This window comes from Streptomyces avermitilis MA-4680 = NBRC 14893, assembly GCF_000009765.2.
Classification (GTDB): domain Bacteria; phylum Actinomycetota; class Actinomycetes; order Streptomycetales; family Streptomycetaceae; genus Streptomyces; species Streptomyces avermitilis.
Genome location: NC_003155.5, coordinates 3,288,598 through 3,311,634, shown reverse-complemented (window position 1 = coordinate 3,311,634; position 23,037 = coordinate 3,288,598). Strand labels below are relative to the sequence as shown.

Genomic DNA, 23,037 nt, shown 5'->3' with positions numbered 1-23,037 from the left:
CCTCATCCACGGAGACTGAAGCCCATGAACCCGCCTGACATTCGCGTCGAGAAGGGCCACGCCGAGCCCGAGGAAGTGGCCGCCATCACGGCCATCCTCCTGGCTCGCGCGGCAACCGCCCCCGCCGCCTCGCCGGCCCGCCGTGGCCGCCCGAAGGCGGGCTGGCGCCGCCTGGAGCGCGAGCCGGGTTTCCGGGCACCGCACAGCTGGCACGGCTAGGCCGCGCCGCTCAGCCGTAGGCCAGAGGGGCCCCTCACCCACTTGGGTGAGGGGCCCCTCTGCTTGTGCCCCGACGGCTGTGCCCTGGTGGCGGTGGCCCCGACGGCGGTGGCTCTGGCGGCGGGGGTCGGGCGCCGCTGTCGTACGTCCCGCTGCCGCTGCCGCCCCCGACCGCGGTTTTCCGGCGCGGGGGACCCGGGCGGTGTCGGCTCACGTCCCGTTGCCGTGGACCGACAGAGCGGACCGACAGAGCGGTCACCGACAGAGCGGACCGACAGAGCGGACCGACAGAGCGGACCGACAGAGCGGACCGACAGAGCGGACCGACAGAGCGGACCGGCACACCGGACCGACAGAAGGGGGCGCCCTCTCCGACCGGAGAGGGCGCCCCCTTCTGCTGCTACCGCGCGCGGATGCGCTAGCGGAGTCGCGCCATGAGTGCGTGCTCGACCAGCGTGATCAGCGCCGACTTCGCGTCCGCGCGGTGGCGGGCGTCCGTCGTGATGATCGGGGTGTCGGGGCCGATCTGGAGCGCCTCGCGCACCTCGTCCGGGTTGTACGGCTGGTTGCCGTCGAAGCCGTTGAGGGCGATCACGAAGGGAAGACCGCTGTTCTCGAAGTAGTCGACCGCGGGGAAGCAGTCGGCGAGACGGCGGGTGTCGACCAGGACGATCGCGCCGATGGCGCCGCGGACCAGGTCGTCCCACATGAACCAGAAGCGGTCCTGGCCGGGCGTGCCGAACAGGTACAGGATCAGGTCCTGGTCCAGGGTGATGCGGCCGAAGTCCATGGCCACCGTGGTGGTGGTTTTGTCCCCGGTGTGGGTGAGGTCGTCGATGCCCGCGGACGCGGACGTCATGACGGCCTCGGTGCGCAGCGGATTGATCTCCGAGACGGCACCGACGAACGTGGTCTTGCCCACGCCGAAGCCGCCTGCCACCACGATTTTCGCGGACGTGGTGGAGCGGGAAGGCCCTCCGCTAGAGCTTGCGAAGTCCACTGAGCACCCTTTCGAGCAAAGTCACGTCTGGCTGGCCACCGGCGTTTTCGTCGCCGCCGGGCTGATGGATGGCGACCAGGCCCGCCTCCGCCAAGTCGGCGACGAGGATCCTGGCCACGCCGAGGGGGATCGTGAGCAGCGCCGAGACTTCGGCGACCGACTTGATCTCTCGGCAGAGGTTGCAGATCCGCTGATGCTCGGGCAGTTGCCCCTGCATCTGGTGCGGCTGCGCAGTGGTGTGCACCAGCGCCTCGATGGCGAGCTGGTACCGCGGCCTGGTGCGGCCGCCCGTCATGGCGTACGGGCGCACCAGGGGGTTGCTCGACGACCCTGCGGGCGCCGGCTCGGGGGAGCGTCGCTGTGGCTGCACGGGCTGGATGCGCGGCGCCGACGGCTGGTCGTACGGCGAGGGACCGGGACCCTGGGGGCCCTGGGGTGCGTACGGCTGACGCCGCGGGCTGGGTGCGGAGGGGAAGTTGTACCGGTTCTGCTCACCCTGACCCTGGCCCTGGCCGGGGCCGTAGGACCAGTTGCCCGAAGACGAACCGCCTGGGGGTGTTGCCACTCTCTCTCCTCCTCCAACTGCACCGGGCACCCATCACGTGGAAGCCGCGTCCCGAAACCTTAAGGCCCCGGGACGCCAAAACGTACCGTCTGTCTGCTAGTTGAGAAGGCTGCCCTGGAGCTCCGCCCGAAGGTCCGGGGTCAGAACCGTACCGGCACGGTCCACCAGAAGGGCCATCTCGTACCCAACGAGGCCAATGTCCGCCTCCGGGTGTGCGAGGACCGCGAGCGACGAACCATCGGAAATGGACATGAGGAAGAGGAATCCCCGCTCCATCTCCACAACCGTCTGATTCACAGCGCCACCCTCGAAGATGCGGGAGGCACCCGCGGTCAACGAGGTCAGACCGGACGCGACGGCCGCGAGCTGGTCGGCGCGGTCACGGGGAAAGCCTTCGGACATCGCCAGAAGGAGTCCGTCGGCGGAGACCACCACGGTGTGGGACACCCCAGGGGTGTTGTCCACGAAGTTGGTGATCAACCAGTTCAGGTTCTGCGCCGCCTGGCTCATCGGGCTCACACTAACGCTCCTGGTTGTAGGTGCTATCAGGACCGAGGCCCTGGCCGTTCGTGTCACTACCTGCATTGCGTCCCCGCTCCACGCCCCGGCGCAGGTTGCTCAGCCTGCCCCGGACGTCCTCGGGAGCGCGGGAGACCTGGGGGCCGCCCTGGGGGGTCGAATCCGCGGTTCCCTCGACCAGGTTGGCCTTGGGTACCCGTCGCGGCAGTCCGGAGGAGGTAACTCCGCCGGCCTTGGGCTTCTTCAGCTGCGAGGCCTGCTGCCAGCGCTCGTCGTTCGAGGAGCGCCAGTTGCTGCCCATGCCGCCCGTCTCGGTCCCGGCAGGGGCCGCCGACGGGTCCGGGCTCACGCGCTGCGGGCCGTTGCCGTTGCCGTTCCCGGTGGATCCGCGGCGGGGCAGACCGGCGTCGGTCAGTGCGTGGGCGGCGGAGGGGGCCGGTCCCGGACGGGTGAAGCCTACGTGGTCCCGCTCACTCACGTCAGCGGCCTGCGAGGATTCCGCTTCCGGAGCGTACTCGGACCGGTACCCGCTCTGGTAGTCGTCCTGCTTCGGCCAGTCATCCTGGTAGGACGGCTCGTCGAAGGCCGAGAACGTCTCCGAGGCGGTGCGCCCGCCACCCGAGTTGCTCTCCTGGTTCGGCTCCGCGTACGAGGGTTCCGGATAGCCGCCGTTGGAGGCGAAGTCACCGTTCGGCGCGAACTCTCCGGTGGCCGGGAACTCCCCGGTCTGGGAGAAGTCGCCGTTCGGCGCGAAGTACGGCTCCTCGTACGCAGGCTGCTGCTGCTCCTCGTACGCCGTCTGCTGGTCGTACCCCGCCTGCTGCTCCGGGTACCCGTTCTGCCCGTTGCCGTAGGCCGGCTGCTGCGACGCGTCGAACTCGTCCTGGTAGCGCTGCCCCTCGGAACCGTCCTGCGGGCCGTGTGCCTGGGCCTCCAGGGCCGCCCGGCGCTCCTCGCGCATCAGCGAGCGGCCGACGGGGTCCAGCTCCCGTATGTCGTCGGGGACCTCGGTGTAGCGGCTGTCGTCGAAGCCCAGCTCCGCGGCCGTACGCATCGGCTCCACCTGGAAGGCTTCGCCGCCTCCCGCGAAGTTCTGCTGCTCCGGGATGATCTGCGAGACCGTGAACTCGTCGCGCTGCACCTGCTGCTCGCCACCGCCACCGTGGGTGATGACGTCGGGGAGCATGACCAGCGAGGTCGTGCCGGCCTGCTCGCCCGAGGGGCGCAGCTGGACGCGGATGCCGTGCCGGTCGGACAGGCGGCCGACCACGAACAGACCCATGCGCTGGGAGATCGCGGCGTCCACGGTCGGCGGGTTGGCCAGCTTGTGGTTGATGTCCGCGAAGTCCTCGGCGGTGAGGCCGATGCCCTTGTCGTGGATCTCGACCATGATGCGGCCGTCCGGGAGACGGGTCGCGGTGACGCGGACCTTGGTCTGCGGCGAGGAGAACGTGGTGGCGTTCTCCAGGAGCTCGGCGAGCAGGTGCACGAGGTCGGTCACGGCGCGGCCGTGGATCTCGGCCTCCGGGACGCCGGACAGCTCGACGCGCTCGTACTGCTCCACCTCGGAGGAGGCGGCGCGCAGCACGTCGACCAGCGGGACCGGCTGGTCCCAGCGGCGTCCGGGCTCCTCGCCGGCGAGGACCAGGAGGTTCTCGCCGTTGCGGCGCATACGGGTCGCGAGGTGGTCCAGCCGGAAGAGGTTCTCCAGCTGGTCCGGGTCGGCCTCGTTGTTCTCCAGGTCGGTGATCAGGGTCAGCTGGCCCTCGATCAGCGACTGGTTGCGGCGCGAGAGGTTGGTGAAGATCGCGTTGATGTTGCCTCGCAGGAGGGCCTGCTCGGCGGCCAGTCGTACGGCCTCGCGGTGGACCTGGTCGAAGGCGCGGGCGACTTCGCCGATCTCGTCCGTGGTGGTGATCGGGATGGCCTGTACGCGGGTGTCGACGCGTCCCGGGTCCGTACGGGACAGCTGGTCGACCAGCATCGGCAGGCGCTGCTCGGCGACATTGAAGGCCGCGTTGCGCAGCTGGCGCATCGAGCGGCTCATCTGGCGGGCCATGAGGCCGGCGAGGATGAACGCGGCGAGCAGGGCCACGACGACGATGGCGCCGTTGATGTAGGCGTCGCGCTGGGCGCTGGAGGCGATGTCGTTGGCGTCGTTGACGGCCCGGTCGACGAGTTCCTTCTCCACCTGGCTGTAGCCGTCGAACTTGAGGGTCGCGGCGGACATCCACGTCGTGGGGGTGATGCCCTGCTGGGCGAGGGCGGCGGGCGTGGCGCCACTGCCGATCGCCTGGATCATCTTGTCCAGGGCCGGCGGGGCCACGAAGGTGCCGCCCGCGGCCTCGGTCCTGCTCTTGGCCTCGGCGAGCTTGGCCTTGCCCGCAGCGGTCTTCTGCTTCATCACCTGGGTGAGCCGGGCGTAGTCCTGCTCGGTGCCGCCGGAGACGTACTCCTGAAGAGCGATCTGCTCGAGGTACGCGTACGAGGTGAAGGAGGTGATCTGCTGGGCGCGGATCTTCTCGTCGCTGCTGGGCTTGATCAGCAGGTGCAGGCCGATGGAGCGTTCCAGCGACTCGGCGCCCTTGGCCAGCGCGATGGCGTACACGGTACGGCCGTAGCTGGTGATGTTGCCGGTACCCAGGCCCAGCTCGTTGGAGAACTCCATGAGCAGGTGCTCGACGGTGACGTAACCCTCTTCGGTCTTCACCGGGTCCATGGCGGTCGTGTAGGCCGCCTTGCGGATCTGCTCCAGCTGCGGTTCGGCCTTCTCCACCAGGCCCAGCCGGCGCTGGAGACCTGCCTTGGCCGGCATTCCGACGACTTCCTGGTGGAAGGCGTCGGCCTTCTGGTCGGTGAGGGCGCGGGCCTTCTTGACCGTCGCGTTGTTCCGGTCGCCCTTGAGGAGCGGGGCGGCGGACACATCGCGCTCGTTGAGCAGCGCCTCGGCGTATTCACCGGCGGACGCCACGATCTTCGCGACCTTCTCGGCGTCGCGGGCTTCCTGCCAGGTGTCGATCGAGCCCTTCACCTGGAAGCCGCCCATGACCAGGCCGACCAGCACGGGTATGAGCAGGATCGCGTTCAGCCTGGTCGGCACGCGCCAGTTGCGCGGAGAGAGACGGCTGCCGCTGGGCGCGACCACCGCCGCCGGCTCGGGGCCGGATTGTGCGGGTACCCCTCCCCGCGGCGGCGGGGTGAAGTTGCCCCGTGCCGACGGCTCGGGACCGTTCTTGCTTCGCCTCACTCGACCAACAACCTCTCGGCGTCGGCACCAACGTTGTGCCGCGGTGTCTCCAGAGCCCAGTACGTCGTTGACTGAGTACGTCTTTGACTAATGGGCAGTTCAGGCATTCCAGCACGTCAAGCGGCGCTCTTCCAAACACTCGGAAGGGAGGATTCCGCTCGCTGGAGGCCCCTGATAAAACGGTCATAAAGAGCGAGCCCCGCCAAAAGGCGGGGCTTTTGTGAGCGCAGCGAGACCGAACGAACGCGACGCGTGGTGATACCACCCGAGATCTCTGTCGAAACGTTATGAACGCCGGAGCCGACCGTGTCAAAGGACACAGTCGGCTCCAGCGTATCTACGACAACTGCCGTATGGCGTCGCCGACTTGCGTGGTATCAGGGGTGTGCTTCGAGTGCTATCGCAGACGGGCCATGAGCGCGTGCTCGACCAGCGTGATCAGCGCCGACTTCGCGTCCGCGCGGTGCCGGGCGTCCGTCGTGATGATCGGCGCGTCCGGACCGATCTGCAGAGCCTCGCGTACCTCTTCGGGGTTGTACGGCTGGTGCCCGTCGAAGCCGTTGAGGGCGATGACGAACGGCAGACCGCTGTTCTCGAAGTAGTCGACCGCGGGGAAGCAGTCGGCGAGACGGCGGGTGTCGACCAGGACCACCGCGCCGATGGCGCCGCGGACCAGGTCGTCCCACATGAACCAGAAGCGGTCCTGGCCGGGCGTGCCGAACAGGTACAGGATCAGGTCCTGGTCGAGCGTGATGCGGCCGAAGTCCATGGCCACCGTGGTGGTGGTCTTGTCCCCGGTGTGGGTGAGGTCGTCGATGCCCGCGGACGCGGACGTCATGACGGCCTCGGTGCGCAGCGGGTTGATCTCGGAGACGGCGCCCACGAACGTGGTCTTGCCCACGCCGAAGCCGCCGGCCACCACGATCTTGGCGGAGGTGGTCGTCCGCCCCCCGCCGTCAGAGCTTGCGAAGTCCACTGAGCACCCTTTCGAGCAGTGTCACGTCCGGTGCACCGCCGTTGTTCTCGTCGCCGCCCGGCTGGTGGATGGCGACAAGTCCGGCCTCGGCGAGGTCCGCGACAAGAATCCGTGCCACACCGAGAGGCATGGACAGGAGCGCCGACACCTCCGCCACCGACTTCACCTCACGGCACAGGTGGCAGATCCGCTGGTGCTCGGGGAGCAGCCCCATCAGCTGGGCCGGGTCGGCCGTCGTGCTGATCAGCGCCTCTATGGCGAGCTGGTAACGCGGCCGGGTCCGGCCGCCGGTCATCGCATACGGACGAACCAACGGCTGGTCGCCCTCGTCCCCGTACGACTGTGCGTACGGATCATGAGAGGCGGTGGGCGGGGTCATGAATCCTCCGGGCGGGACAGCAAGTCGGTCAGTCGTGCCGTCTGACAGGGGCCGGTGGGGGGATTGTGGCGGCCGGACGGTGATTTCGTGAGTTGTGTGGACCGGGGCCGGTCAGTGGAGCAGACTGCCCTGGAGTTCGGCGCGCAGGTCCGGCGTGAGCACCGCACCCGCACGGTCGACCAGGAGTGCCATCTCGTAGCCGACGAGGCCGATGTCGCACTCCGGGTGGGAGAGGACCGCGAGCGACGAGCCGTCCGAGACGGACATCAGGAAGAGGAAACCGCGCTCCATCTCGACGACCGTCTGGGCCACCGTGCCGCCCTCGAAGATCCGGGACGCCCCGGCCGTGAGCGAGGTGAGCCCCGACGCGACGGCCGCGAGCTGGTCTGCGCGGTCGCGCGGGAAGCCTTCGGACATGGCCAGAAGGAGTCCGTCGGCGGACACGACGACGGTGTGGGACACCCCGGGGGTGTTGTCCACGAAGTTGGTGATCAACCAGTTCAGATTCTGTGCGGCCTGGCTCATCGGGCTCAACTAACGCTCCTGCTGGTGAGTGGGGCTGGGGAAGCTGCCGGTCTGGCCGGTACCGGCCTGGCGACCCTGCTGGATGCCCCGACGGAGATTGGTCAGCCGGCCGCGTACGTCATCGGGCGCACGCGAGACCTGCGGACCTGCTTGGTGCTGTTGCTGCTGAGCCGTACCCGCGACGAGGTTCGCGCGGGGGACCCGACGCGGCAGGCCGGAGGTGGTGACCCCGCCCGCCGACGGCTGACGGACGCGTTCGGCCTGCTTGACGAGATCGTCGTTCGGCGTGCTGCGCCAGGAGGAGGCGGCCGGCGTGGGGGCCGGACGCTGGGGGGCCGCAGGTGACTGCGGCTGCTGCTGGGGGGCCTGCGCCGAGCCGTTGCTCTGCTGCTGGCCCTGCTGGCCCTGCTGACCGTGGAACCAGTTGGTCTCCAGCGTGTCGTACAGCGGCGTACGCCCGTCGCCGGGACCCGCCGCCGGCGGCAGCGCCTCGGGCTGCTGCGGACGCGCGGGACGCTGCGGGGCCGGCGGCCGGGGGACACCGAAGTCGGCGGGGCCACCGGCCTGCGGCCGCTCGAACTGGCCCGTGGACGAGGAGTCCTGGCGGTTGCCCTGGCCCGGCGCCGGGTACTGACCCGTGCCGGACGCGTCGTAGCCCGGCGTCGCGTACTGACCCGTGCCGGAACCGTCGTAGCCCGGCGTCGCGAACTGGCCGGTGGCCGACGGGTCCTGGGAGCCGCCGTAGGCCGGCGGCTGTCCGGTGGGCGACGCGTCCTGGGGGCGGCCCTGAGCCGGGAACCGGTTCGTGGGTGCCGCCTGGTTGCCGGTGCCGAACATGTCCGGGCGGCCGAACTGCCCGTTGCCGCCCTGCGGCGCCTCCGCGCCGGGGCGCGTGGTGTCGAAGTCGGGACGGGCGAACTCAGAAGTGGCGCCGGGTCCCTGGCGGTCGTCGATCCGGGGGATCTCCGAGGTCGCGCCGGGTCCCTGGCGGTCGTCGACGCGCGGCAGCCGGGAGGTGGCGGACAGCGCGTCCGGCTCCTCGTGGCCGCGGGGGGCGTCGAGCGAGGCGCGCGGCACCGGCGGCTGCGCGTTCTCGTCGCTCCAGCTGGGCGTGCGCGGCTGGGCGCTGCCGCCGGGCAGTTCGGCCCGCGGGCCACCGCGACCCGGCAGCTGCGGCCTGCGGCGACGGGACTCCTTGGGCTGCTGCTGAGGCTGCTGGGGCTGCTGCGGGGGTGCGGCCGCGGGGGTGCTGTCGCCGAAGCCGCCGCCCCGGCGCGTGCCGGAACCGCCGTCGCCGAAGCCGCCCTGACGGGTGGCCGCCGGGCCCTCGTTGAAGGCCTGCGCCGCCTGGAGGCCCTGCGGGGCGCCCGGCGCGTTCTGCCCGAAGGCACCGGCACCCGCACCGGCACCCGCGGGGGCCGGCCGGCCCTGCTGCGGTGCCGCCGGACCCTGCTGCGGACCCCGGGCTCCGCCCGGCGCGCCGGGACGTCCGCCCTGGTTGCTGCCGGGCAGTGCGGCACGCGGGCCCTGACCGGCACCCACCTGTCCGCGCTGCGGAGCCGCACCGATACGGCCGGCGTTGCCCGCGGGGGCACCGGCGCCGAGGCTCGGACTGCCCGACTGACCGCCGCGACGGGCCGCGGCCACACCGGCCGAGGCCTGTGCGGCAGCCGGGCCGCCGATGCCGGGAGCGCCCTGGCCCGGCTTGCCCGGAACCTTCTTGCCGCCCTGGGCGACATCGACGGGAAGCATGACGAGCGCGGTCGTACCGCCCGAGTCGGACGGACGCAGCTGGATGCGGATGCCGTGGCGCTGCGACAGACGGCCGACCACGAACAGACCCATGCGGCGGGAGACCGACACGTCCACGGTGGGCGGCGCCGCGAGCCGCTCGTTGATCGCCGCGAGGTCCTCGGGGGAGAGGCCGATGCCGGTGTCGTGGATCTCGATCAGAACGCGGCCGTCGGGCAGCGCGTGACCGGTGACCTTGACCTTGGTCTGCGGGGAGGAGAACGACGTCGCGTTCTCGAGCAGCTCGGCGAGCAGGTGCACGAGGTCGTTGACGACCCGGCCCGCGACCTCGGTGGTCGGGACCGAGGACAGCTCGATGCGCTCGTACTGCTCCACCTCGGAGGCGGCGGCGCGGAGCACGTCGACCAGCGGGACCGGGCGGGTCCAGCGGCGGCCGGGCTCTTCACCGGCGAGCACGAGGAGGTTCTCACCGTTACGGCGCATGCGGGTCGCGAGGTGGTCGAGCTTGAACAGGGAGGACAGCTGGTCCGGGTCGGCCTCGCGGGACTCCAGTTCGGAGATGAGCGAGAGCTGACGCTGGATGAGGCCCTGGGAGCGGCGCGAGAGGTTGGTGAACATCGCGTTGACGTTGCCTCGCAGCAGGGCCTGCTCGGCGGCGAGTCGTACGGCCTCGCGGTGCACGTCGTCGAAGGCCGCGGCCACCTGGCCGATCTCGTCCTTGGAGTGCACACCGACCGACTCCACGGACGTGTCGACGTCCTGCGGGTCGGACTCGGACAGCTGCCTGACCAGCTCGGGCAGGCGGTCCTGGGCGACCTTGGTCGCGGTGTCCTGGAGCCGGCGCAGCGAGCGGATCATGGAGCGGGCCACGACGAAGGCGCCGACGAGCGAGACGCCGAGGACGATGAGGATCAGCGCACCCGAGATGATCGCTTCCTGCTCGGACTGGTTGCGCAGCTCGCGGGCCTTCTGCTCCATCTGGTTGAGCAGGGTGAGCTCGATCTTCGACATCTGCTCGAGCTTGGCCGAGTCGTCGTCGACCCAGTCCTTGTACGAGCGCTTGTTCTGCTGGCGGATGCCGTTCTTGTCGCTCAGCGCGCGCTTCGCGTACTCGTCGGCGGCCTCGATGGTCGGGTTGCCGCTGTCGATGGGCTTCGTCAGATCTTCGTAGCCGTCGCCGTAGATGCTGTTGAAGCTCGATATCTCGGATTCCTGGCTGTCCAGGGCCGAGAGCGCGTACTGGCGGTCGTTCTCGGAGAGCTTGCCGAAGGTGTTGTTGCTCGCGGGCAGCGACGCCGCGATGACCGCGCGCTGCACGGACGCGTACTCCTTGGCGGTCGAGAAGGCCGCCAGGGCGCGCGTGCGCTGGATCATCTCCGGGTTGCTGGTCGCCTCGGCCATGTCCTGCGAGAGGCCGAGCAGCTGGGTGATGAGGCGGTGGTAGCCCTCGACCGTCTGCGTGGCGTTCTCGGAGTCCTTGTAGGCGACGTTGCGGATGCTGCTCAGGTTGCTCAGCTCACCGGCCAGACCCACGACGCTGTCGCGGACGCCGGAGAGCTGGCCGTTGCCGCTGGCGTCGTCGATCTCCTGGGTGCCCGAGAGGAAGGCGGAGCGCGCGCGGTCCGTCTTCTGGCGGACGCCCTTGACCGTGAAGTCGGTGGCCGTGGCGCCGTGCGCCAGCGGACCTGCCGACTGGTCGCGCTCGTCCTGGAGCGCGGCGGCGAGCTCGGTCGCCTGCTTGGTCATGTCGGTCAGCAGCTTCATGTTGTCGAGCTGCTGGATCTCGTCCATGGAGTCGCTGATGCGCAGCGCGCCGAGCGAGGTCGCGGCGACCACGGGGAGCGCGAGCAGCGAGACCAGACGCGTGGAGATGCGCCAGTTGCGCAGAGCTACGCGCGAGCCGCTGCTGGGGCCGCTGCTCGTCGGCTTCGCGGGTGGAGTGGGGGCCTTGGGCGCACCGGTGCGCCCACCGCTCTTGCCGGCCTCACCCGGTCCCGGGTTCTGGGCGTGCTGGGGCGAGGAACCGCGGTCGGTCCCGCCGTGCGGCTCCGGCTCCGCCGAAGCGCTGCCATCCCTCTTGAAACGTCCCTGCACTAGCGTCGCAACCTCTGGACCAGGCGTCCCTCCGCGTGAACGGCGGGACGGTGTCGGCGTCGTGGGAGTGCCCTCAATGCGCACCCATGGTGGTCGTGAGTGACCGGCGCTGGGCTCCCCCTTCCCGCCGCCACTGGCGCTGCGTTGCGCCCCTGCGCGCCGGATCTCGATCCCGCGGCGGTCCGTGGAATTCCAGCACAGTGCCGGATCTCCAACAAGGCCCATGGGCGAGCCCGTGACGACCGTGACCCCTTGTGAGGGGAGCGTCACGAGACGTAGAAAGTGGACTTATATATATCGGGCATAAGCGGGCGAGTCATCGAGGTGCGCAGGGTGTCCCAGTCGCCATGATCAGGAGCGGAATGCGCGCTTCAGTGGGGCAATGTCCGTTTCGTCGCGAGGAGTTGGCGGTCCGGATTGACCCTTTTGCCCAGTAGTCAGTGAGCAAACTCACACGGGGATCATGACCTCTTCACGCCTTCGCCAGGGAATTGAATGTTTAGCCTGACGCTTTACAGGGATGGCGAATCCGACAACCTGCGCTTCTGCGGCGGTCCTTGGACCCTGCCCGGCGCCCGTACCGACGAGGTCACGAACTCCAGTGAAGACGACGACGATGTTCCGCAACATAGCCAACCCGCGACGCACCACGCTGGCGCACCTCACCGACGCCGACGAGCTGCACACGCCGGACCAGCCGGAACACTCCGTCGATCTTCCCACCCAGACCGCCAATCCCCGACGCACCATCCTGATGGAGGCCCCCGTCACGGCTTCCGTCGCGGAGTAGTACGCGCACCGGGCGCCGCCCGCTCAAGGTGTTCCCTGTGAATGGGCGGGCGTGATCGCGCACGGCTCCGAGGGCGCCCGCCGGTAATGCGCGAGCCTGCCGCCCCCACCGCGTTAGCCTGGAGCGTCAGACTCCAGCCAGCTCAGTGAGGGGCGCAAGGATCCCGTGCGCATCGCCAGATTCTCCATCGACGGCAACGTCGCTTTCGGCGCGGTCGAGGGCGACAAGCCGGACGAGCTCGTCCTCGACATCATCAAGGGCATCCCGTTCGCGGACTTCGAGCTCTCCGGTACGAAGGTTCCCCTCAACAAGGTGCGCCTGCTGCCGCCCGTGCTCCCCAACAAGGTCGTGGCCTTCGGCCGCAACTACGCGGAGCACGCCAAGGAGCTGGGCAACGAGGTGCCCGACGCCCCGTTCGCCTTCTTCAAGCCGTCGACCTCGGTGATCGGCCCCGGCGACCCGATCCAGTACCCGTCCTTCTCGAACGAGCTGCACCACGAGGCCGAGCTGGCGGTGGTCATCGGCCGCATGTGCCGCGAGGTACCGCGTGAGCGCGTCAAGGACGTCATCCTCGGCTACACCTGCGCCAACGACATCACCGCGCGTGACGTCCAGAAGCGCGAGAAGCAGTGGGCCCGGGCCAAGGGCTTCGACAGCTCCTGCCCGCTCGGCCCCTGGGTGGAGACGGACCTCGACCCGAGCGACGTCACCATCCAGCTCACGGTCAACGGGCAACAGCGGCAGCTCGGCCGCACCAGCGAGATGATCCACTCGATCGAGGATCTGATCGTCAACATCACCGAGGCCATGACGCTGCTCCCCGGCGACGTGATCCTCACGGGCACCCCGGCTGGGGTCGGCCCCCTCAACGTCGGCGACGAGGTCGCCGTCACCATCGAAGGCATCGGCACTCTCACCAACAAGGTGATCAAGCGTGGCTAACGCGAACTCCCCCAAGTCCTCGACTCCGCTCGGAGAGGGGGTGCCCCCACGCGTACGTTTCTGTCCCTCCCCGACCGGCAACCCCCACGTGGGCCTGGTCCGTACGGCCCTGTTCAACTGGGCGTTCGCCCGCCACACCGGCGGCACCTTCGTCTTCCGCATCGAGGACACCGACGCGGCCCGTGACTCCGAGGAGTCGTACGAGCAGCTTCTGGACTCGCTGCGCTGGCTGGGCTTCGACTGGGACGAGGGCCCCGGCGTCGGCGGCCCGCACGCGCCGTACCGCCAGTCGCAGCGGATGGACCTCTACAAGGACGTCGCCCAGAAGCTCCTCGACGGCGGCTACGCGTACCACTGCTACTGCTCGACGGAGGAGCTGGACACCCGCCGCGACGCCGCCCGCGCCGCCGGCAAGCCGTCCGGCTACGACGGACACTGCCGGGAGCTGTCGGCCGAGCAGAAGGCCGCCTACGAGGCCGAGGGCCGCACGCCCATCGTCCGGTTCCGGATGCCCGACGAGCCGATCACCTTCACGGACCTGGTCCGCGGCGACATCACGTACCTCCCGGAGAACGTCCCGGACTACGGGATCGTACGAGCCAACGGCGCGCCCCTGTACACGCTGGTCAACCCGGTCGACGACGCGCTGATGGAGATCACCCACGTCCTGCGCGGCGAGGACCTGCTCTCCTCCACTCCCCGCCAGGTCGCCCTCTACCGGGCGCTGATCGAGCTGGGCATCGCGAAGTCCGTGCCGGAGTTCGGCCACCTGCCGTACGTCATGGGCGAGGGCAACAAGAAGCTCTCCAAGCGTGACCCGCAGGCCTCGCTGAACCTCTACCGGGAGCGCGGCTTCCTCCCGGAGGGCCTGCTCAACTACCTCTCTCTCCTTGGCTGGTCGCTCTCGGCGGACCGCGACATCTTCACGATCGACGAGATGGTCGCCGCCTTCGACGTCAAGGACGTGAACCCCAACCCGGCCCGCTTCGACCTGAAGAAGTGCGAGGCGATCAACGCCGACCACATCCGGCTGCTCGATGTGAAGGACTTCACCGAGCGCTGCCGGCCGTGGCTGAAGGCCCCGTTCGCCAACTGGGCGCCCGAGGACTTCGACGAGGCGAAGTGGCAGGTCATCGCGCCGTACGCGCAGTCCCGCCTCAAGGTCCTCTCCGAGATCACCGACAACGTCGACTTCCTGTTCCTGCCGGAGCCGGTCTTCGACGAGGCGTCCTGGACGAAGGCCATGAAGGAGGGCTCGGACGCACTGCTGCGCACGGCCCGGGAGAAGCTGGAGGCGGCCGACTGGACGTCTCCGGAGTCCCTGAAGGAAGCCGTCCTGGCGGCGGGCGAGGAGCACGGCCTCAAGCTCGGCAAGGCGCAGGCCCCGGTCCGCGTCGCCGTCACCGGCCGCACGGTCGGCCTGCCGCTCTTCGAGTCCCTGGAGATCCTGGGCAAGGAGAAGACGCTGGCCCGCGTCGACGCGGCACTGGCGAAGCTGACGGCGTAGCCGCACAGCGCAGGCACGAAGGGGGCGGCGTCCGGTCCGGACGCCGCCCCCTTCGTATGCTCCGAGCCGTCATCCGGAGTTCCCCCCTCCAGCGAACTGCCGCTCCTGGAGCGGTGACCCGTTCACGAAGGCTTGCCTCAGCGGGGCCGCGGCGCTGTCGTGCGCCGTGCCGGCCGGGCCCGCGTCGCCACCGGCGCGCCCCGCACGCCCAGCGCCACCCAGGCCGTCAACACCTGGCTGTACCGGTCCTGCGGCGCCTTTGGACCCGCCGGCGTCCACGACCGCGCCACGAACCGTCCCCTCACGGTCCCGGCCGGCCGGGACCGCCTCGCCGACGGCTGTCTGATCCGCGAGAACCGCGGCACGCACGAACCACTGCTCACCGACTTCCCCACGGGTACGGCGACCACGCGGACGGCGACCGTGCTGCGCACCGCCGACCAGGACGACGCCCAGGGCCCCGGCCTGACCCTGACCGGCACGACTGCCGTCAACCGGCCGACGCGGCGCCCACCCCCGGGTTACCGTCGGCTCATGGACATCAGCGCCGTGGTCTGGGACATCGACGACACGATCTTCGACTACGGCGCCGCGGACCGAGCCGGGATGCGCGAACATCTGGCGGCCGAGGGCCTGCTCGACGGATACGAGTCCGTCGAGCAGGCCCTGGCACGCTGGCGGGAGGTCACCGACCAGCAGTGGCTGAGGTTCTCGGCGGGAGAGACCGACTGGGAGGGCCAGCGCCGCGAACGCGTCCGGGTGTTCCTCGGGCAGCCGCTGACCGACACCGAGGCCGACGACTGGTTCCAGCGCTACGTCGCGTACTACGAGGCCGCCTGGGCCCTCTTCCCGGACGTACTGCCCGTCCTGGACGCCCTCGCCGCCAGTCACCGGCACGCGGTCCTGTCCAACTCGAGCCTCCACGTCCAGGACCGCAAGCTCCGGGTCCTCGGCGTGCACCACCGCTTCGAAGCCGTCCTGTGCGCGGCCGAGCTCGGCGTCTCCAAGCCCGCCGCGGAGGCCTTCCACGCGGCCTGCGACGCGCTCGGGCTGCCGCCGCACCAGGTCGCGTACGTCGGGGACCACCCGGAGATCGACGGCCGCGGCGCCGCCGAGGCCGGACTGCTCTCCGTCTGGATCGACCGCGACGGCGCTCACACCGCCACCGCCGTCGCGTCCACCGGCCCGCACCGGATCGCGTCGCTGGCCGAACTCCCCGCCGTCCTCGGCGCGGATACCCGTTTTGGAGTGCCGTCCACCTTCGGGTAATGTTCTTTCTGCGCCGCCGGGGAGCGGGCCGAAAGGCCGGAAACCGGAGGCGCAAGCTAAAACAAGATCCCCGCAAGGGATTGCGTTTCAGTGGCCTATGGTGTAATTGGCAGCACGACGGTTTCTGGTTCCGTTAGTCTAGGTTCGAGTCCTGGTAGGCCAGCTCGCAGAGCTTATCTGCATCGCAGAGAACCAACTCTGCAAGGCCCCCGTTGTGTAGCGGCCTAGCACGCCGCCCTCTCAAGGCGGTAGCGCCGGTTCGAATCCGGTCGGGGGTACAGATCCTTCCCAGGGGGGCAGTCCGGGTCGCACCCGCTGACTCTCATGCAGGATCGCTAGGGCCCCCGTTGTGTAGCGGCCTAGCACGCCGCCCTCTCAAGGCGGTAGCGCCGGTTCGAATCCGGTCGGGGGTACTCGGTGGTCTAGACCACCATTGGGCTATGGTGTAATTGGCAACACGACGGTTTCTGGTTCCGTTGTTCTAGGTTCGAGTCCTGGTAGCCCAGCTGGATCACTCGTGGTCCTTGCCCCCGTTGTGTAGCGGCCTAGCACGCCGCCCTCTCAAGGCGGTAGCGCCGGTTCGAATCCGGTCGGGGGTACGTGAGGCGAAGGCCCTCCACTTCGGTGGGGGGCCTTCGCCGTTCCCGCTCACTCGATGCCGTACCGCCGCGCCGACTCCTCCTCCTGCGCCAGCCGGTGCAACGCGCGCAGCACCGGTTCGAAGAGGATCGCCGCCGCGACCGCGGTCTCGACCTTCTCGGCCTCCGACGGATGGGTCTCCACGAAGTCCAGGTCCCGGACGGCCGCCTGATGCATCAACTGGGCGTACGGCGCCATCAGTTCGGCGTCCCAGGCGTAGCCGAGCCGCCTGAGTGTGGCCACGGCCACGACCAGCGAACGATGCGCGGGAGAGATGCTGCTCAGGTTCTGGGCGGTCGTCCAGTCCAGCGTCCGCAGGAGCTGATCCACCTCGTGCTGCGCGGCCCGGACGTTCTCGTCCTCCTCGTCCGGCTCCGGAACCTGCGGCAGCGCCCACAGGGCCGCTCCCAGCCGGATCGTGCGGCCGAGGGAGTCGTCGTCGACGTGCCCCAGGACCTCCCGGGCCGTCGCCACCGGGACCCGGCCGACCTGAATCAGCGCCCGGACCAGGCGCAGCCGGCGCAGATGGCCCTCGTCGTACTCGGCGGTGGTCGCGCTGATGCGCCGGCCCGGCGCCAACAGGCCTTCGCGCAGGTAGTACTTGATCGTCGCGAGGGGTACACCGCTCCGCTCGCTCAACTCGGCCAGCCGCATCTCTTGCGCCCTTCCTTGGTTAGCGTCACTATCCAAGCACGGGGCCTTGGATAGTGCCCTTCACCAACACAGGGGGCCGCCATGTTCGCCAAGCCCGTCGCGGGCCGCACCACCGCAGCCGCCGAGGGGGACGTGGTCGTGCTGCTGATCGGCATGCGCATCAACCACCTCTGGGCCGTGCACCAGTGGCTGCCGGTCTTCCTCGCGATGCCGCGCATGCTGCGCGAGCTGACGCGGGACCGGAGCCGCGGACTGCTCGGCCATGTGCTGCTGACGGCCTCACCGCGGACCTACTACGTGGTCCAGTACTGGGAGTCCAAAGAGAAGCTCTACGCGTACGCGACGTCACCCGACATGTTCCACCACCGGGCCTGGGCGATCATCAACCGCAAGGAGCGCGCGGGAAAGGCGCGCGGGCACGTGGGGCTGTGGCACGAGACGTATGTCGCGCCCGAGGGGTCGTACGAGTCGATCTACGCGGACATGCCGCCCTTCGGGCTTGCGGCCGCGCACGGGGTGCTGCCCGTCGAGAAGCGGGGGCGGCGGGCGAAGGACCGGTTCGCGCACCGGTCCGCCTGAGGGGGATGCCGGGGGAGGGCCTGCCGCGGCGTTGAGGCGGGCCCGCCCCCGATGACGTACTCGATCGCTCAGGTCAGCCCGTGCGGCGCAGGGCCTCGGACAGGCGCCCGGCGGCGTCGATGACCGCCTGGGCGTGCATACGGCCCGGGTGGCGGGTCAGACGCTCGATGGGGCCGGAGACGGACACGGCGGCCACCACCCGGTTGGAAGGGCCGCGTACGGGGGCGGAGACGGACGCGACACCCGGCTCGCGCTCGCCGATCGACTGGGCCCAGCCCCGGCGCCGTACGCCCGACAGGGCCGTCGCCGTGAAGCGGGCGCCCTGGAGGCCGCGGTGCAGGCGCTCCGGCTCCTCCCAGGCCATCAGGATCTGCGCCGAGGAACCGGCCTTCATGGTGAGCGTGGAGCCGACCGGGACCGTGTCCCTGAGGCCCGACAGGCGCTCGGCCGCGGCGACGCAGATCCGCATGTCGCCCTGGCGGCGATAGAGCTGCGCGCTCTCGCCCGTGACGTCCCGGAGGTGGGTGAGCACCGGGCCCGCCGTCGCCAGCAGACGGTCCTCGCCCGCCGCCGCGGCCAGCTCTGCCAGCCGGGGCCCGAGAATGAAACGGCCCTGCATGTCACGCGCCACCATGCGGTGGTGTTCAAGTGCCACGGCCAGGCGATGTGCCGTGGGCCGTGCCAGTCCGGTCGCTGCCACCAGTCCCGCGAGGGTGGCCGGGCCGGACTCCAGGGCGCTCAGGACAAGGGCCGCCTTGTCCAGCACGCCGACGCCGCTACTGTTGTCCATGCAACGATACTCGCGTCTCACTCTGTGAAACGCAAGTTCAATTTCGCGTGGAACACGCCACCCTGGTAGATACAGCGGCCCGCAGACCAACGGGCCCGGCGGCGGACGCGCGGTACGAGGGGTACGAGCGTTGCCGCCCCGAAGATCTCTAGTTGGGCCGGCGCCGACACAGGCCGGCCGGAGGGAAAGCGATGGGTAGGACACTCGCGGAGAAGGTCTGGGACGACCATGTCGTCCGGCGCGCCGAGGGCGAGCCCGACCTCCTCTTCATCGATCTGCACCTGCTGCACGAGGTGACCAGTCCGCAGGCCTTCGACGGTCTGCGCCAGGCGGGGCGTCCGGTGCGCCGTCTCGACCTCACCATCGCCACCGAGGATCACAACACCCCGACCCTCGACATCGACAAGCCCATCGCGGACCCGGTCTCCCGGGCCCAGCTGGAGACGCTGCGCAAGAACTGCGCCGAGTTCGGCGTGCGCCTGCACTCGCTCGGCGACGTCGAGCAGGGCGTCGTGCACGTCGTCGGCCCGCAGCTGGGCCTGACCCAGCCCGGCACCACGGTCGTCTGCGGCGACTCCCACACCTCCACGCACGGCGCCTTCGGCGCGCTGGCGTTCGGCATCGGCACCTCGCAGGTCGAGCACGTGCTGGCCACCCAGACGCTGCCGCTGGCCCGCCCCAAGACCATGGCCATCACCGTCGACGGCGAGCTGCCCGACGGCGTCACCGCCAAGGACCTGATCCTGGCGATCATCGCCAGGATCGGTACCGGCGGCGGCCAGGGCTACATCCTGGAATACCGCGGCTCCGCCATCGAGAAGCTCTCGATGGAGGCCCGGATGACCATCTGCAACATGTCGATCGAGGCCGGCGCCCGCGCGGGCATGATCGCCCCCGACGAGACCACCTTCGCGTACCTCAAGGGCCGTGCCCACGCGCCCGAGGGCGAGGAGTGGGACGCCGCCGTCGCGTACTGGAAGACCCTGAAGTCGGACGAGGACGCGGAATTCGACGCCGAGGTCGTCATCGCCGCCGCCGCGCTGTCGCCGTTCGTCACCTGGGGCACCAACCCCGGCCAGGGCGCGCCGCTTTCGGCGTCCGTCCCCGACCCCGCTTCGTACGAGGACGCTTCGGAGCGCTTCGCCGCCGAAAAGGCCCTGGAATACATGGGGTTGACCGCCGGGCAGCCGCTGCGCGACATCAAGGTCGACACCGTCTTCGTAGGTTCGTGCACCAACGGCCGCATCGAGGACCTGCGTGCGGCCGCCGCGATCGTCGAGGGCCGCAAAGTCGCCGACGGCGTACGGATGCTGATCGTCCCCGGCTCGGCGCGGGTCGGTCTCCAGGCCGTCTCCGAGGGCCTGGACGTGGTCTTCAAGGAGGCCGGCGCCGAATGGCGGCACGCGGGCTGCTCGATGTGTCTGGGCATGAACCCCGACCAGCTGGCCCCCGGTGAGCGCTCCGCGTCCACCTCCAACCGCAACTTCGAAGGCAGGCAGGGCAAGGGCGGCCGTACGCACCTGGTGTCGCCGCAGGTCGCCGCCGCCACCGCCGTGCTCGGCCACCTGGCCTCCCCGGCCGACCTGGCCGACGAGAACGCCGCCCGTACGCCCGCTGGAGTCTGAGAAGCCATGGAAGCATTCACCACGCACACCGGCCGGGCCGTCCCGCTGCGCCGCAGCAACGTCGACACCGACCAGATCATCCCCGCCCACTGGCTCAAGAAGGTCACCAGGGACGGTTTCGAGGACGGGCTGTTCGAGGCCTGGCGCAAGGACGAGTCCTTCATCCTCAACCGGCCCGAGCGCACGGGTGCCACGGTCCTGGTCGCCGGCCCCGACTTCGGTACGGGTTCCTCGCGCGAGCACGCCGTGTGGGCGCTCCAGAACTACGGCTTCAAGGCCGTCATCTCCTCGCGCTTCGCCGACATCTTCCGCGGCAACTCGCTCAAGAACGGCCTGCTCACAGTGGTTCTGGAGCAGAAGATCGTGGACGCGCTGTGGGAACTCACCGAAAAGGACCCGCAGGCCGAGGTCACGGTCGACCTGGAGGCCCGTGAGGTGCGCGCCGAGGGCATCACGGCGGCCTTCGAGCTCGACGAGAACGCCCGTTGGCGGCTGCTGAACGGCCTGGACGACATCTCCATCACCCTCCAGAACGAGGGCGACATCGCGACGTACGAGGCCAAGCGGCCGTCGCACAAGCCGCGGACGCTCCAGGTCTGATCCCCGGGCCGTCGGAAGGCCCGTCGACGGGCCTTCCGACGACTGGTTTCGGCCACCCGCAACCCCTGTCTGTACCCCCAATCGTGGACGGTTGGGGGTACAGCCATGTCTGCGTCCGAACCGCCCCGCACGCCTCGATCGGGCTGCCAACTTCCCACGTTACAAGGGGTGTTGGCCGGGTACCCGAGTCTTGACATCGCGGCTTCGGCAGGTGCCCGGAAGGCCGTTTGAGGCGGTAGTTGCCCCCTGCGCAGGCGACAACTCGCCCCAGATGGCACAATCTGTGCATGGAACACGACGGCCAACTCGAGCTCTATACGGCAGTCGCGGCCCAACTCAAGGAAGCGCACACAACAGTGCGCGCACTGCAAGTCCCGGAGGGCGTACGGATGGCGCTGACCCGGAAGCTGCTGGTCATTACGGCCGTGGCCAAACACGATCTCGCCGATGCGACAAGGCGTCTGGAGCGGTTCATGACCGACCTCGACGAGGGTCGAATCCCCGAAGAGGAACGCTGAACAAGTCCGAGACTGCCGAGTTCGTTGCGGCACAAGGGTGATTAGCCCGTTTCGTGTTTGATTTGCGGTATATATCTGCCTAACGTGCGAAAACGCTTGAACACTTACGTTCTGGCAAGGTCTCCGAAGGGGAAGACGTGAACAAGGCGCAGCTCGTAGAAGCGATCGCGGACAAGGTCGGCGGCCGTCAGCAGGCCGCCGACGCGGTCGACGCCGTACTGGACGCCATCGTCCGCGCGGTGGTCGGCGGGGACCGGGTTTCGGTCACCGGCTTCGGTTCCTTCGAGAAGGTGGACCGTCCGGCCCGCTACGCCCGCAACCCGCAGACCGGGGAGCGCGTTCGGGTCAAGAAGACCTCCGTGCCGCGCTTCCGCGCCGGCCAGGGCTTCAAGGACCTGGTGAGCGGGTCGAAGAAGCTCCCGCGCGGTGGTGAGGTCTCGGTCAAGAAGGCGCCCAAGGGCAGCCTGACCGGCGCCGCTTCGGCCACGGTCAAGAAGGCCGCGGCCAAGAAGACCACCGCCAAGAAGGCGACGGCGGCCGCGAAGAAGACCACCGCCAAGAAGACCACGGCCAAGAAGGCCGCGCCCGCCGCCAAGAAGACCACGGCGACGGCGAAGAAGACGACCGCCAAGAAGACCACGGCGGGCGCCAAGAAGGCCGCGGCCAAGAAGACCACCGCCAAGAAGGCGACGGCCAAGAAGGCCCCGGCGAAGAAGGCGACGGCCAAGAAGGCCCCCGCCAAGAAGTCGACAGCGCGCAAGACCACCGCCAAGAAGGCCACCGCCCGCTAGACAGCAAGGCAGGCAAGGGCACAGGGCACTCACGCGCCGGGCCGGGCTCCCCTCGGGAGCCCGGCCCGCGGCGTGTCCGGGGACGTTCAGAACGTCTGCAGGGTCACCAGGGTGATGCGCCGGGCGTCGCCCTCGCCGTCCACCTCGATCCGCACGCGCTGCCCCGGGCGCAGCAGCCGCAGCCCGCCCGCGTCGAACGCGGGGCCGTCGAAGGGCAGGGGGGTGCCGTCGTCGAGCAGCACCTGGCCGCTGCGGGTCTCGGAGTCGTACGTGTACGCGGTCGCCTGCATGGTGGCAGCCTATCGATCCCCCTGGGGGCCCGGGATCAGCAGCCGGGCCGCCGCCGCTGCCGTGCGCGGGCCCACCCCCAGTGCCAGCGCCGCGCGCAGGTCGGCGCCGGTGTCCACGTCCTGGCGTACGGAGTTCACCCCGCCCAGACCGAGTTCCACGGCCCCCGAGGCGCGATGACGGGCCCGGGAATCGGTACCGAAAGCGGGGAGCAATTCGCGACCCGGAGCGGCGGCCAGCAAAGTCGTACCGATTGCGGCGGCATCCGGGAGGAAAGCGCGCGGGAATTCGACGGCCGCTTCCAGTACCCGGGCCAATTCCGCGGGGCGCAGCGCGGGCAGATCGGCGTTCAGGGCCGCGACGCCGCTGTCGGGGCGCCCGGAGCGTACGACCGCGGCCGCGTGCGCCAGCGCGGCGTTCAGCCCGCCCGCCGGTTCGTCGGCGACGATCCTGGCCCCGAGCGCGGCCAGCTCGCGTCCGGCGACCGGATCGCCCGTGACGACCGCCACATCGCGGACCGCGGCGCTGGCGAGCGCGGCCGCCACGGTGTCCTGCGCGAAGGCGAGGGCGAGTCCGGGGCGCAGTCCGTCCCCGGCGGTGTCCGCAAGCCTGCTCTTGGCCCGCGCCAGGGCTTTGAGGGGTACGACCAAGGTCCACTGCACGAGCGCTCCGTCCCTCCCTTGTCGCGCCCATTGTGACCCGGCCCCCATGGGGCGCACGGTGCCGGGGCGTACGGTGTTCTCGACAGACAGGCGGCCTGGGGCGACAC

Annotated in this window: 22 protein-coding genes and 5 tRNA genes; 15 read left to right on the top strand and 12 right to left on the bottom strand. The window is 69.9% G+C overall.

The genetic code is table 11. The features are described from left to right. Window positions 1–24: 24 nt before the first annotated feature. Window positions 25–219 carry an acyl-CoA carboxylase subunit epsilon gene (locus SAVERM_RS14090; RefSeq protein ID WP_010984134.1) on the top strand — a complete coding sequence of 65 codons (195 nt, stop codon included), beginning with the start codon at window positions 25–27 and terminating at the stop codon, window positions 217–219. Window positions 220–637: 418 nt separating this feature from the next. Here SAVERM_RS14090 and SAVERM_RS14085 read toward each other — a convergent pair whose 3' ends face one another. From SAVERM_RS14085 to SAVERM_RS14050, 8 genes are all read right to left on the bottom strand, one after another. Beyond that, the gene (locus SAVERM_RS14085) at window positions 638–1,219 is read right to left on the bottom strand and encodes a GTP-binding protein (RefSeq protein ID WP_026248371.1); all 582 of its coding nucleotides are present in this window, start codon (window positions 1,217–1,219) and stop codon (window positions 638–640) included. Continuing rightward, a complete protein-coding gene (locus SAVERM_RS14080; RefSeq protein WP_010984132.1) occupies window positions 1,200–1,784 on the bottom strand; it encodes a DUF742 domain-containing protein in 585 nt (194 codons plus the stop codon). Before SAVERM_RS14080 ends, SAVERM_RS14085 begins: the two co-directional genes overlap by 20 nt. A 96-nt stretch (window positions 1,785–1,880) precedes the next feature. Then, the gene (locus SAVERM_RS14075) at window positions 1,881–2,294 is read right to left on the bottom strand and encodes a roadblock/LC7 domain-containing protein (RefSeq protein WP_010984131.1); all 414 of its coding nucleotides are present in this window, start codon (window positions 2,292–2,294) and stop codon (window positions 1,881–1,883) included. A gap of 10 nt (window positions 2,295–2,304) precedes the next feature. Further along, entirely contained in the window at window positions 2,305–5,550 is a 3,246-nt protein-coding gene (locus SAVERM_RS14070; protein WP_010984130.1) for a sensor histidine kinase, read from the bottom strand. A gap of 397 nt (window positions 5,551–5,947) precedes the next feature. Further along, the gene (locus tag SAVERM_RS14065; protein ID WP_010984129.1) at window positions 5,948–6,526 is read right to left on the bottom strand and encodes a GTP-binding protein; all 579 of its coding nucleotides are present in this window, start codon (window positions 6,524–6,526) and stop codon (window positions 5,948–5,950) included. Beyond that, a complete protein-coding gene (locus tag SAVERM_RS14060) occupies window positions 6,507–6,905 on the bottom strand; it encodes a DUF742 domain-containing protein (protein ID WP_010984128.1) in 399 nt (132 codons plus the stop codon). Before SAVERM_RS14060 ends, SAVERM_RS14065 begins: the two co-directional genes overlap by 20 nt. A gap of 111 nt (window positions 6,906–7,016) precedes the next feature. Beyond that, entirely contained in the window at window positions 7,017–7,430 is a 414-nt protein-coding gene (locus tag SAVERM_RS14055) for a roadblock/LC7 domain-containing protein (RefSeq protein ID WP_010984127.1), read from the bottom strand. Between the two features lie 9 nt (window positions 7,431–7,439). Further along, window positions 7,440–11,276 (bottom strand): sensor histidine kinase, encoded by a 3,837-nt coding sequence (locus SAVERM_RS14050; protein ID WP_010984126.1) that lies wholly within the window; start codon window positions 11,274–11,276, stop codon window positions 7,440–7,442. A gap of 601 nt (window positions 11,277–11,877) precedes the next feature. Here SAVERM_RS14050 and SAVERM_RS14045 point away from each other — a divergent pair. The 9 genes from SAVERM_RS14045 to SAVERM_RS14005 all read left to right on the top strand — a co-directional run bounded on the left by SAVERM_RS14045 (window position 11,878) and on the right by SAVERM_RS14005 (window position 16,383). After that, window positions 11,878–12,066, top strand: coding sequence for a hypothetical protein (locus tag SAVERM_RS14045; protein WP_037649747.1), 189 nt, complete (start codon window positions 11,878–11,880; stop codon window positions 12,064–12,066). A 165-nt stretch (window positions 12,067–12,231) separates the two neighbouring features. After that, window positions 12,232–13,008, top strand: a complete 777-nt coding sequence (locus SAVERM_RS14040; protein WP_010984124.1) for a fumarylacetoacetate hydrolase family protein — start codon at window positions 12,232–12,234, stop codon at window positions 13,006–13,008. Further along, window positions 13,001–14,515 (top strand): glutamate--tRNA ligase, encoded by a 1,515-nt coding sequence (gene gltX, locus SAVERM_RS14035; protein ID WP_010984123.1) that lies wholly within the window; start codon window positions 13,001–13,003, stop codon window positions 14,513–14,515. The genes SAVERM_RS14040 and gltX overlap by 8 nt, the downstream gene beginning before the upstream one ends. Before the next feature lie 534 nt (window positions 14,516–15,049). Then, window positions 15,050–15,784, top strand: a complete 735-nt coding sequence (locus SAVERM_RS14030) for an HAD family hydrolase (RefSeq protein WP_037649795.1) — start codon at window positions 15,050–15,052, stop codon at window positions 15,782–15,784. A 91-nt stretch (window positions 15,785–15,875) separates the two neighbouring features. Further along, window positions 15,876–15,947 (top strand) — tRNA-Gln (locus tag SAVERM_RS14025). A 42-nt stretch (window positions 15,948–15,989) separates the two neighbouring features. Further along, a tRNA-Glu gene (locus tag SAVERM_RS14020) sits at window positions 15,990–16,062 on the top strand. A gap of 62 nt (window positions 16,063–16,124) precedes the next feature. Continuing rightward, window positions 16,125–16,197: transfer RNA gene (locus tag SAVERM_RS14015), tRNA-Glu, on the top strand. 21 nt (window positions 16,198–16,218) lie between these two features. Beyond that, window positions 16,219–16,290, top strand: a tRNA-Gln gene (locus SAVERM_RS14010). A 20-nt stretch (window positions 16,291–16,310) separates the two neighbouring features. Further along, window positions 16,311–16,383, top strand: a tRNA-Glu gene (locus SAVERM_RS14005). Between the two features lie 49 nt (window positions 16,384–16,432). Here SAVERM_RS14005 and SAVERM_RS14000 read toward each other — a convergent pair. Beyond that, window positions 16,433–17,077 (bottom strand): MerR family transcriptional regulator, encoded by a 645-nt coding sequence (locus SAVERM_RS14000; protein ID WP_010984121.1) that lies wholly within the window; start codon window positions 17,075–17,077, stop codon window positions 16,433–16,435. Between the two features lie 81 nt (window positions 17,078–17,158). Here SAVERM_RS14000 and SAVERM_RS13995 point away from each other — a divergent pair, with 81 nt between their 5' ends. Beyond that, on the top strand, window positions 17,159–17,656 hold the full coding sequence (locus tag SAVERM_RS13995; protein WP_010984120.1) for a DUF4188 domain-containing protein: 498 nt from the start codon (window positions 17,159–17,161) through the stop codon (window positions 17,654–17,656). 73 nt (window positions 17,657–17,729) lie between these two features. Here SAVERM_RS13995 and ndgR read toward each other — a convergent pair whose 3' ends face one another. After that, window positions 17,730–18,446: an IclR family transcriptional regulator NdgR gene (gene ndgR, locus SAVERM_RS13990; RefSeq protein WP_010984119.1), complete on the bottom strand. Its 717-nt coding sequence runs from the start codon at window positions 18,444–18,446 to the stop codon at window positions 17,730–17,732. Window positions 18,447–18,637: 191 nt separating this feature from the next. Here ndgR and leuC point away from each other — a divergent pair, with 191 nt between their 5' ends. From leuC to SAVERM_RS13970, 4 genes are all read left to right on the top strand, one after another. Continuing rightward, window positions 18,638–20,071, top strand: a complete 1,434-nt coding sequence (gene leuC, locus SAVERM_RS13985) for a 3-isopropylmalate dehydratase large subunit (protein WP_010984118.1) — start codon at window positions 18,638–18,640, stop codon at window positions 20,069–20,071. Between the two features lie 6 nt (window positions 20,072–20,077). Continuing rightward, a complete protein-coding gene (gene leuD, locus SAVERM_RS13980; protein WP_010984117.1) occupies window positions 20,078–20,671 on the top strand; it encodes a 3-isopropylmalate dehydratase small subunit in 594 nt (197 codons plus the stop codon). 287 nt (window positions 20,672–20,958) lie between these two features. Further along, window positions 20,959–21,189 carry an SCO5555 family protein gene (locus SAVERM_RS13975; RefSeq protein WP_037649738.1) on the top strand — a complete coding sequence of 77 codons (231 nt, stop codon included), beginning with the start codon at window positions 20,959–20,961 and terminating at the stop codon, window positions 21,187–21,189. Window positions 21,190–21,326: 137 nt separating this feature from the next. Continuing rightward, window positions 21,327–21,980: an HU family DNA-binding protein gene (locus SAVERM_RS13970; protein ID WP_010984116.1), complete on the top strand. Its 654-nt coding sequence runs from the start codon at window positions 21,327–21,329 to the stop codon at window positions 21,978–21,980. An 86-nt stretch (window positions 21,981–22,066) separates the two neighbouring features. On the opposite strand, the gene SAVERM_RS13965 is transcribed toward SAVERM_RS13970, so the two are convergent. Together SAVERM_RS13965 and cofC are read right to left on the bottom strand one after the other, a co-directional pair. Continuing rightward, complete coding sequence (locus tag SAVERM_RS13965) at window positions 22,067–22,270, bottom strand: hypothetical protein (RefSeq protein ID WP_010984115.1); 204 nt, start codon at window positions 22,268–22,270, stop codon at window positions 22,067–22,069. A 9-nt stretch (window positions 22,271–22,279) separates the two neighbouring features. Next, window positions 22,280–22,930: a 2-phospho-L-lactate guanylyltransferase gene (gene cofC / locus SAVERM_RS13960; RefSeq protein WP_010984114.1), complete on the bottom strand. Its 651-nt coding sequence runs from the start codon at window positions 22,928–22,930 to the stop codon at window positions 22,280–22,282. Window positions 22,931–23,037 lie beyond the last annotated feature (107 nt).

Excerpts from the sequence above, each read along its gene's own strand:
- SAVERM_RS14090 (WP_010984134.1), top strand. The coding sequence starts at position 25 with ATGAACCCGCCTGACATTCGCGTCGAGAAGGGCCACGCCGAGCCCGAG.
- SAVERM_RS14075 (WP_010984131.1), bottom strand. The coding sequence starts at position 2,294 with ATGAGCCAGGCGGCGCAGAACCTGAACTGGTTGATCACCAACTTCGTG.
- SAVERM_RS14060 (WP_010984128.1), bottom strand. The coding sequence starts at position 6,905 with ATGACCCCGCCCACCGCCTCTCATGATCCGTACGCACAGTCGTACGGG.
- SAVERM_RS14055 (WP_010984127.1), bottom strand. The coding sequence starts at position 7,430 with ATGAGCCAGGCCGCACAGAATCTGAACTGGTTGATCACCAACTTCGTG.
- SAVERM_RS14030 (WP_037649795.1), top strand. The coding sequence starts at position 15,050 with ATGGACATCAGCGCCGTGGTCTGGGACATCGACGACACGATCTTCGAC.
- SAVERM_RS14000 (WP_010984121.1), bottom strand. The coding sequence starts at position 17,077 with ATGCGGCTGGCCGAGTTGAGCGAGCGGAGCGGTGTACCCCTCGCGACG.
- SAVERM_RS13995 (WP_010984120.1), top strand. The coding sequence starts at position 17,159 with ATGTTCGCCAAGCCCGTCGCGGGCCGCACCACCGCAGCCGCCGAGGGG.
- ndgR (WP_010984119.1), bottom strand. The coding sequence starts at position 18,446 with ATGGACAACAGTAGCGGCGTCGGCGTGCTGGACAAGGCGGCCCTTGTC.
- leuC (WP_010984118.1), top strand. The coding sequence starts at position 18,638 with ATGGGTAGGACACTCGCGGAGAAGGTCTGGGACGACCATGTCGTCCGG.
- leuD (WP_010984117.1), top strand. The coding sequence starts at position 20,078 with ATGGAAGCATTCACCACGCACACCGGCCGGGCCGTCCCGCTGCGCCGC.
- SAVERM_RS13975 (WP_037649738.1), top strand. The coding sequence starts at position 20,959 with ATGGAACACGACGGCCAACTCGAGCTCTATACGGCAGTCGCGGCCCAA.
- SAVERM_RS13965 (WP_010984115.1), bottom strand. The coding sequence starts at position 22,270 with ATGCAGGCGACCGCGTACACGTACGACTCCGAGACCCGCAGCGGCCAG.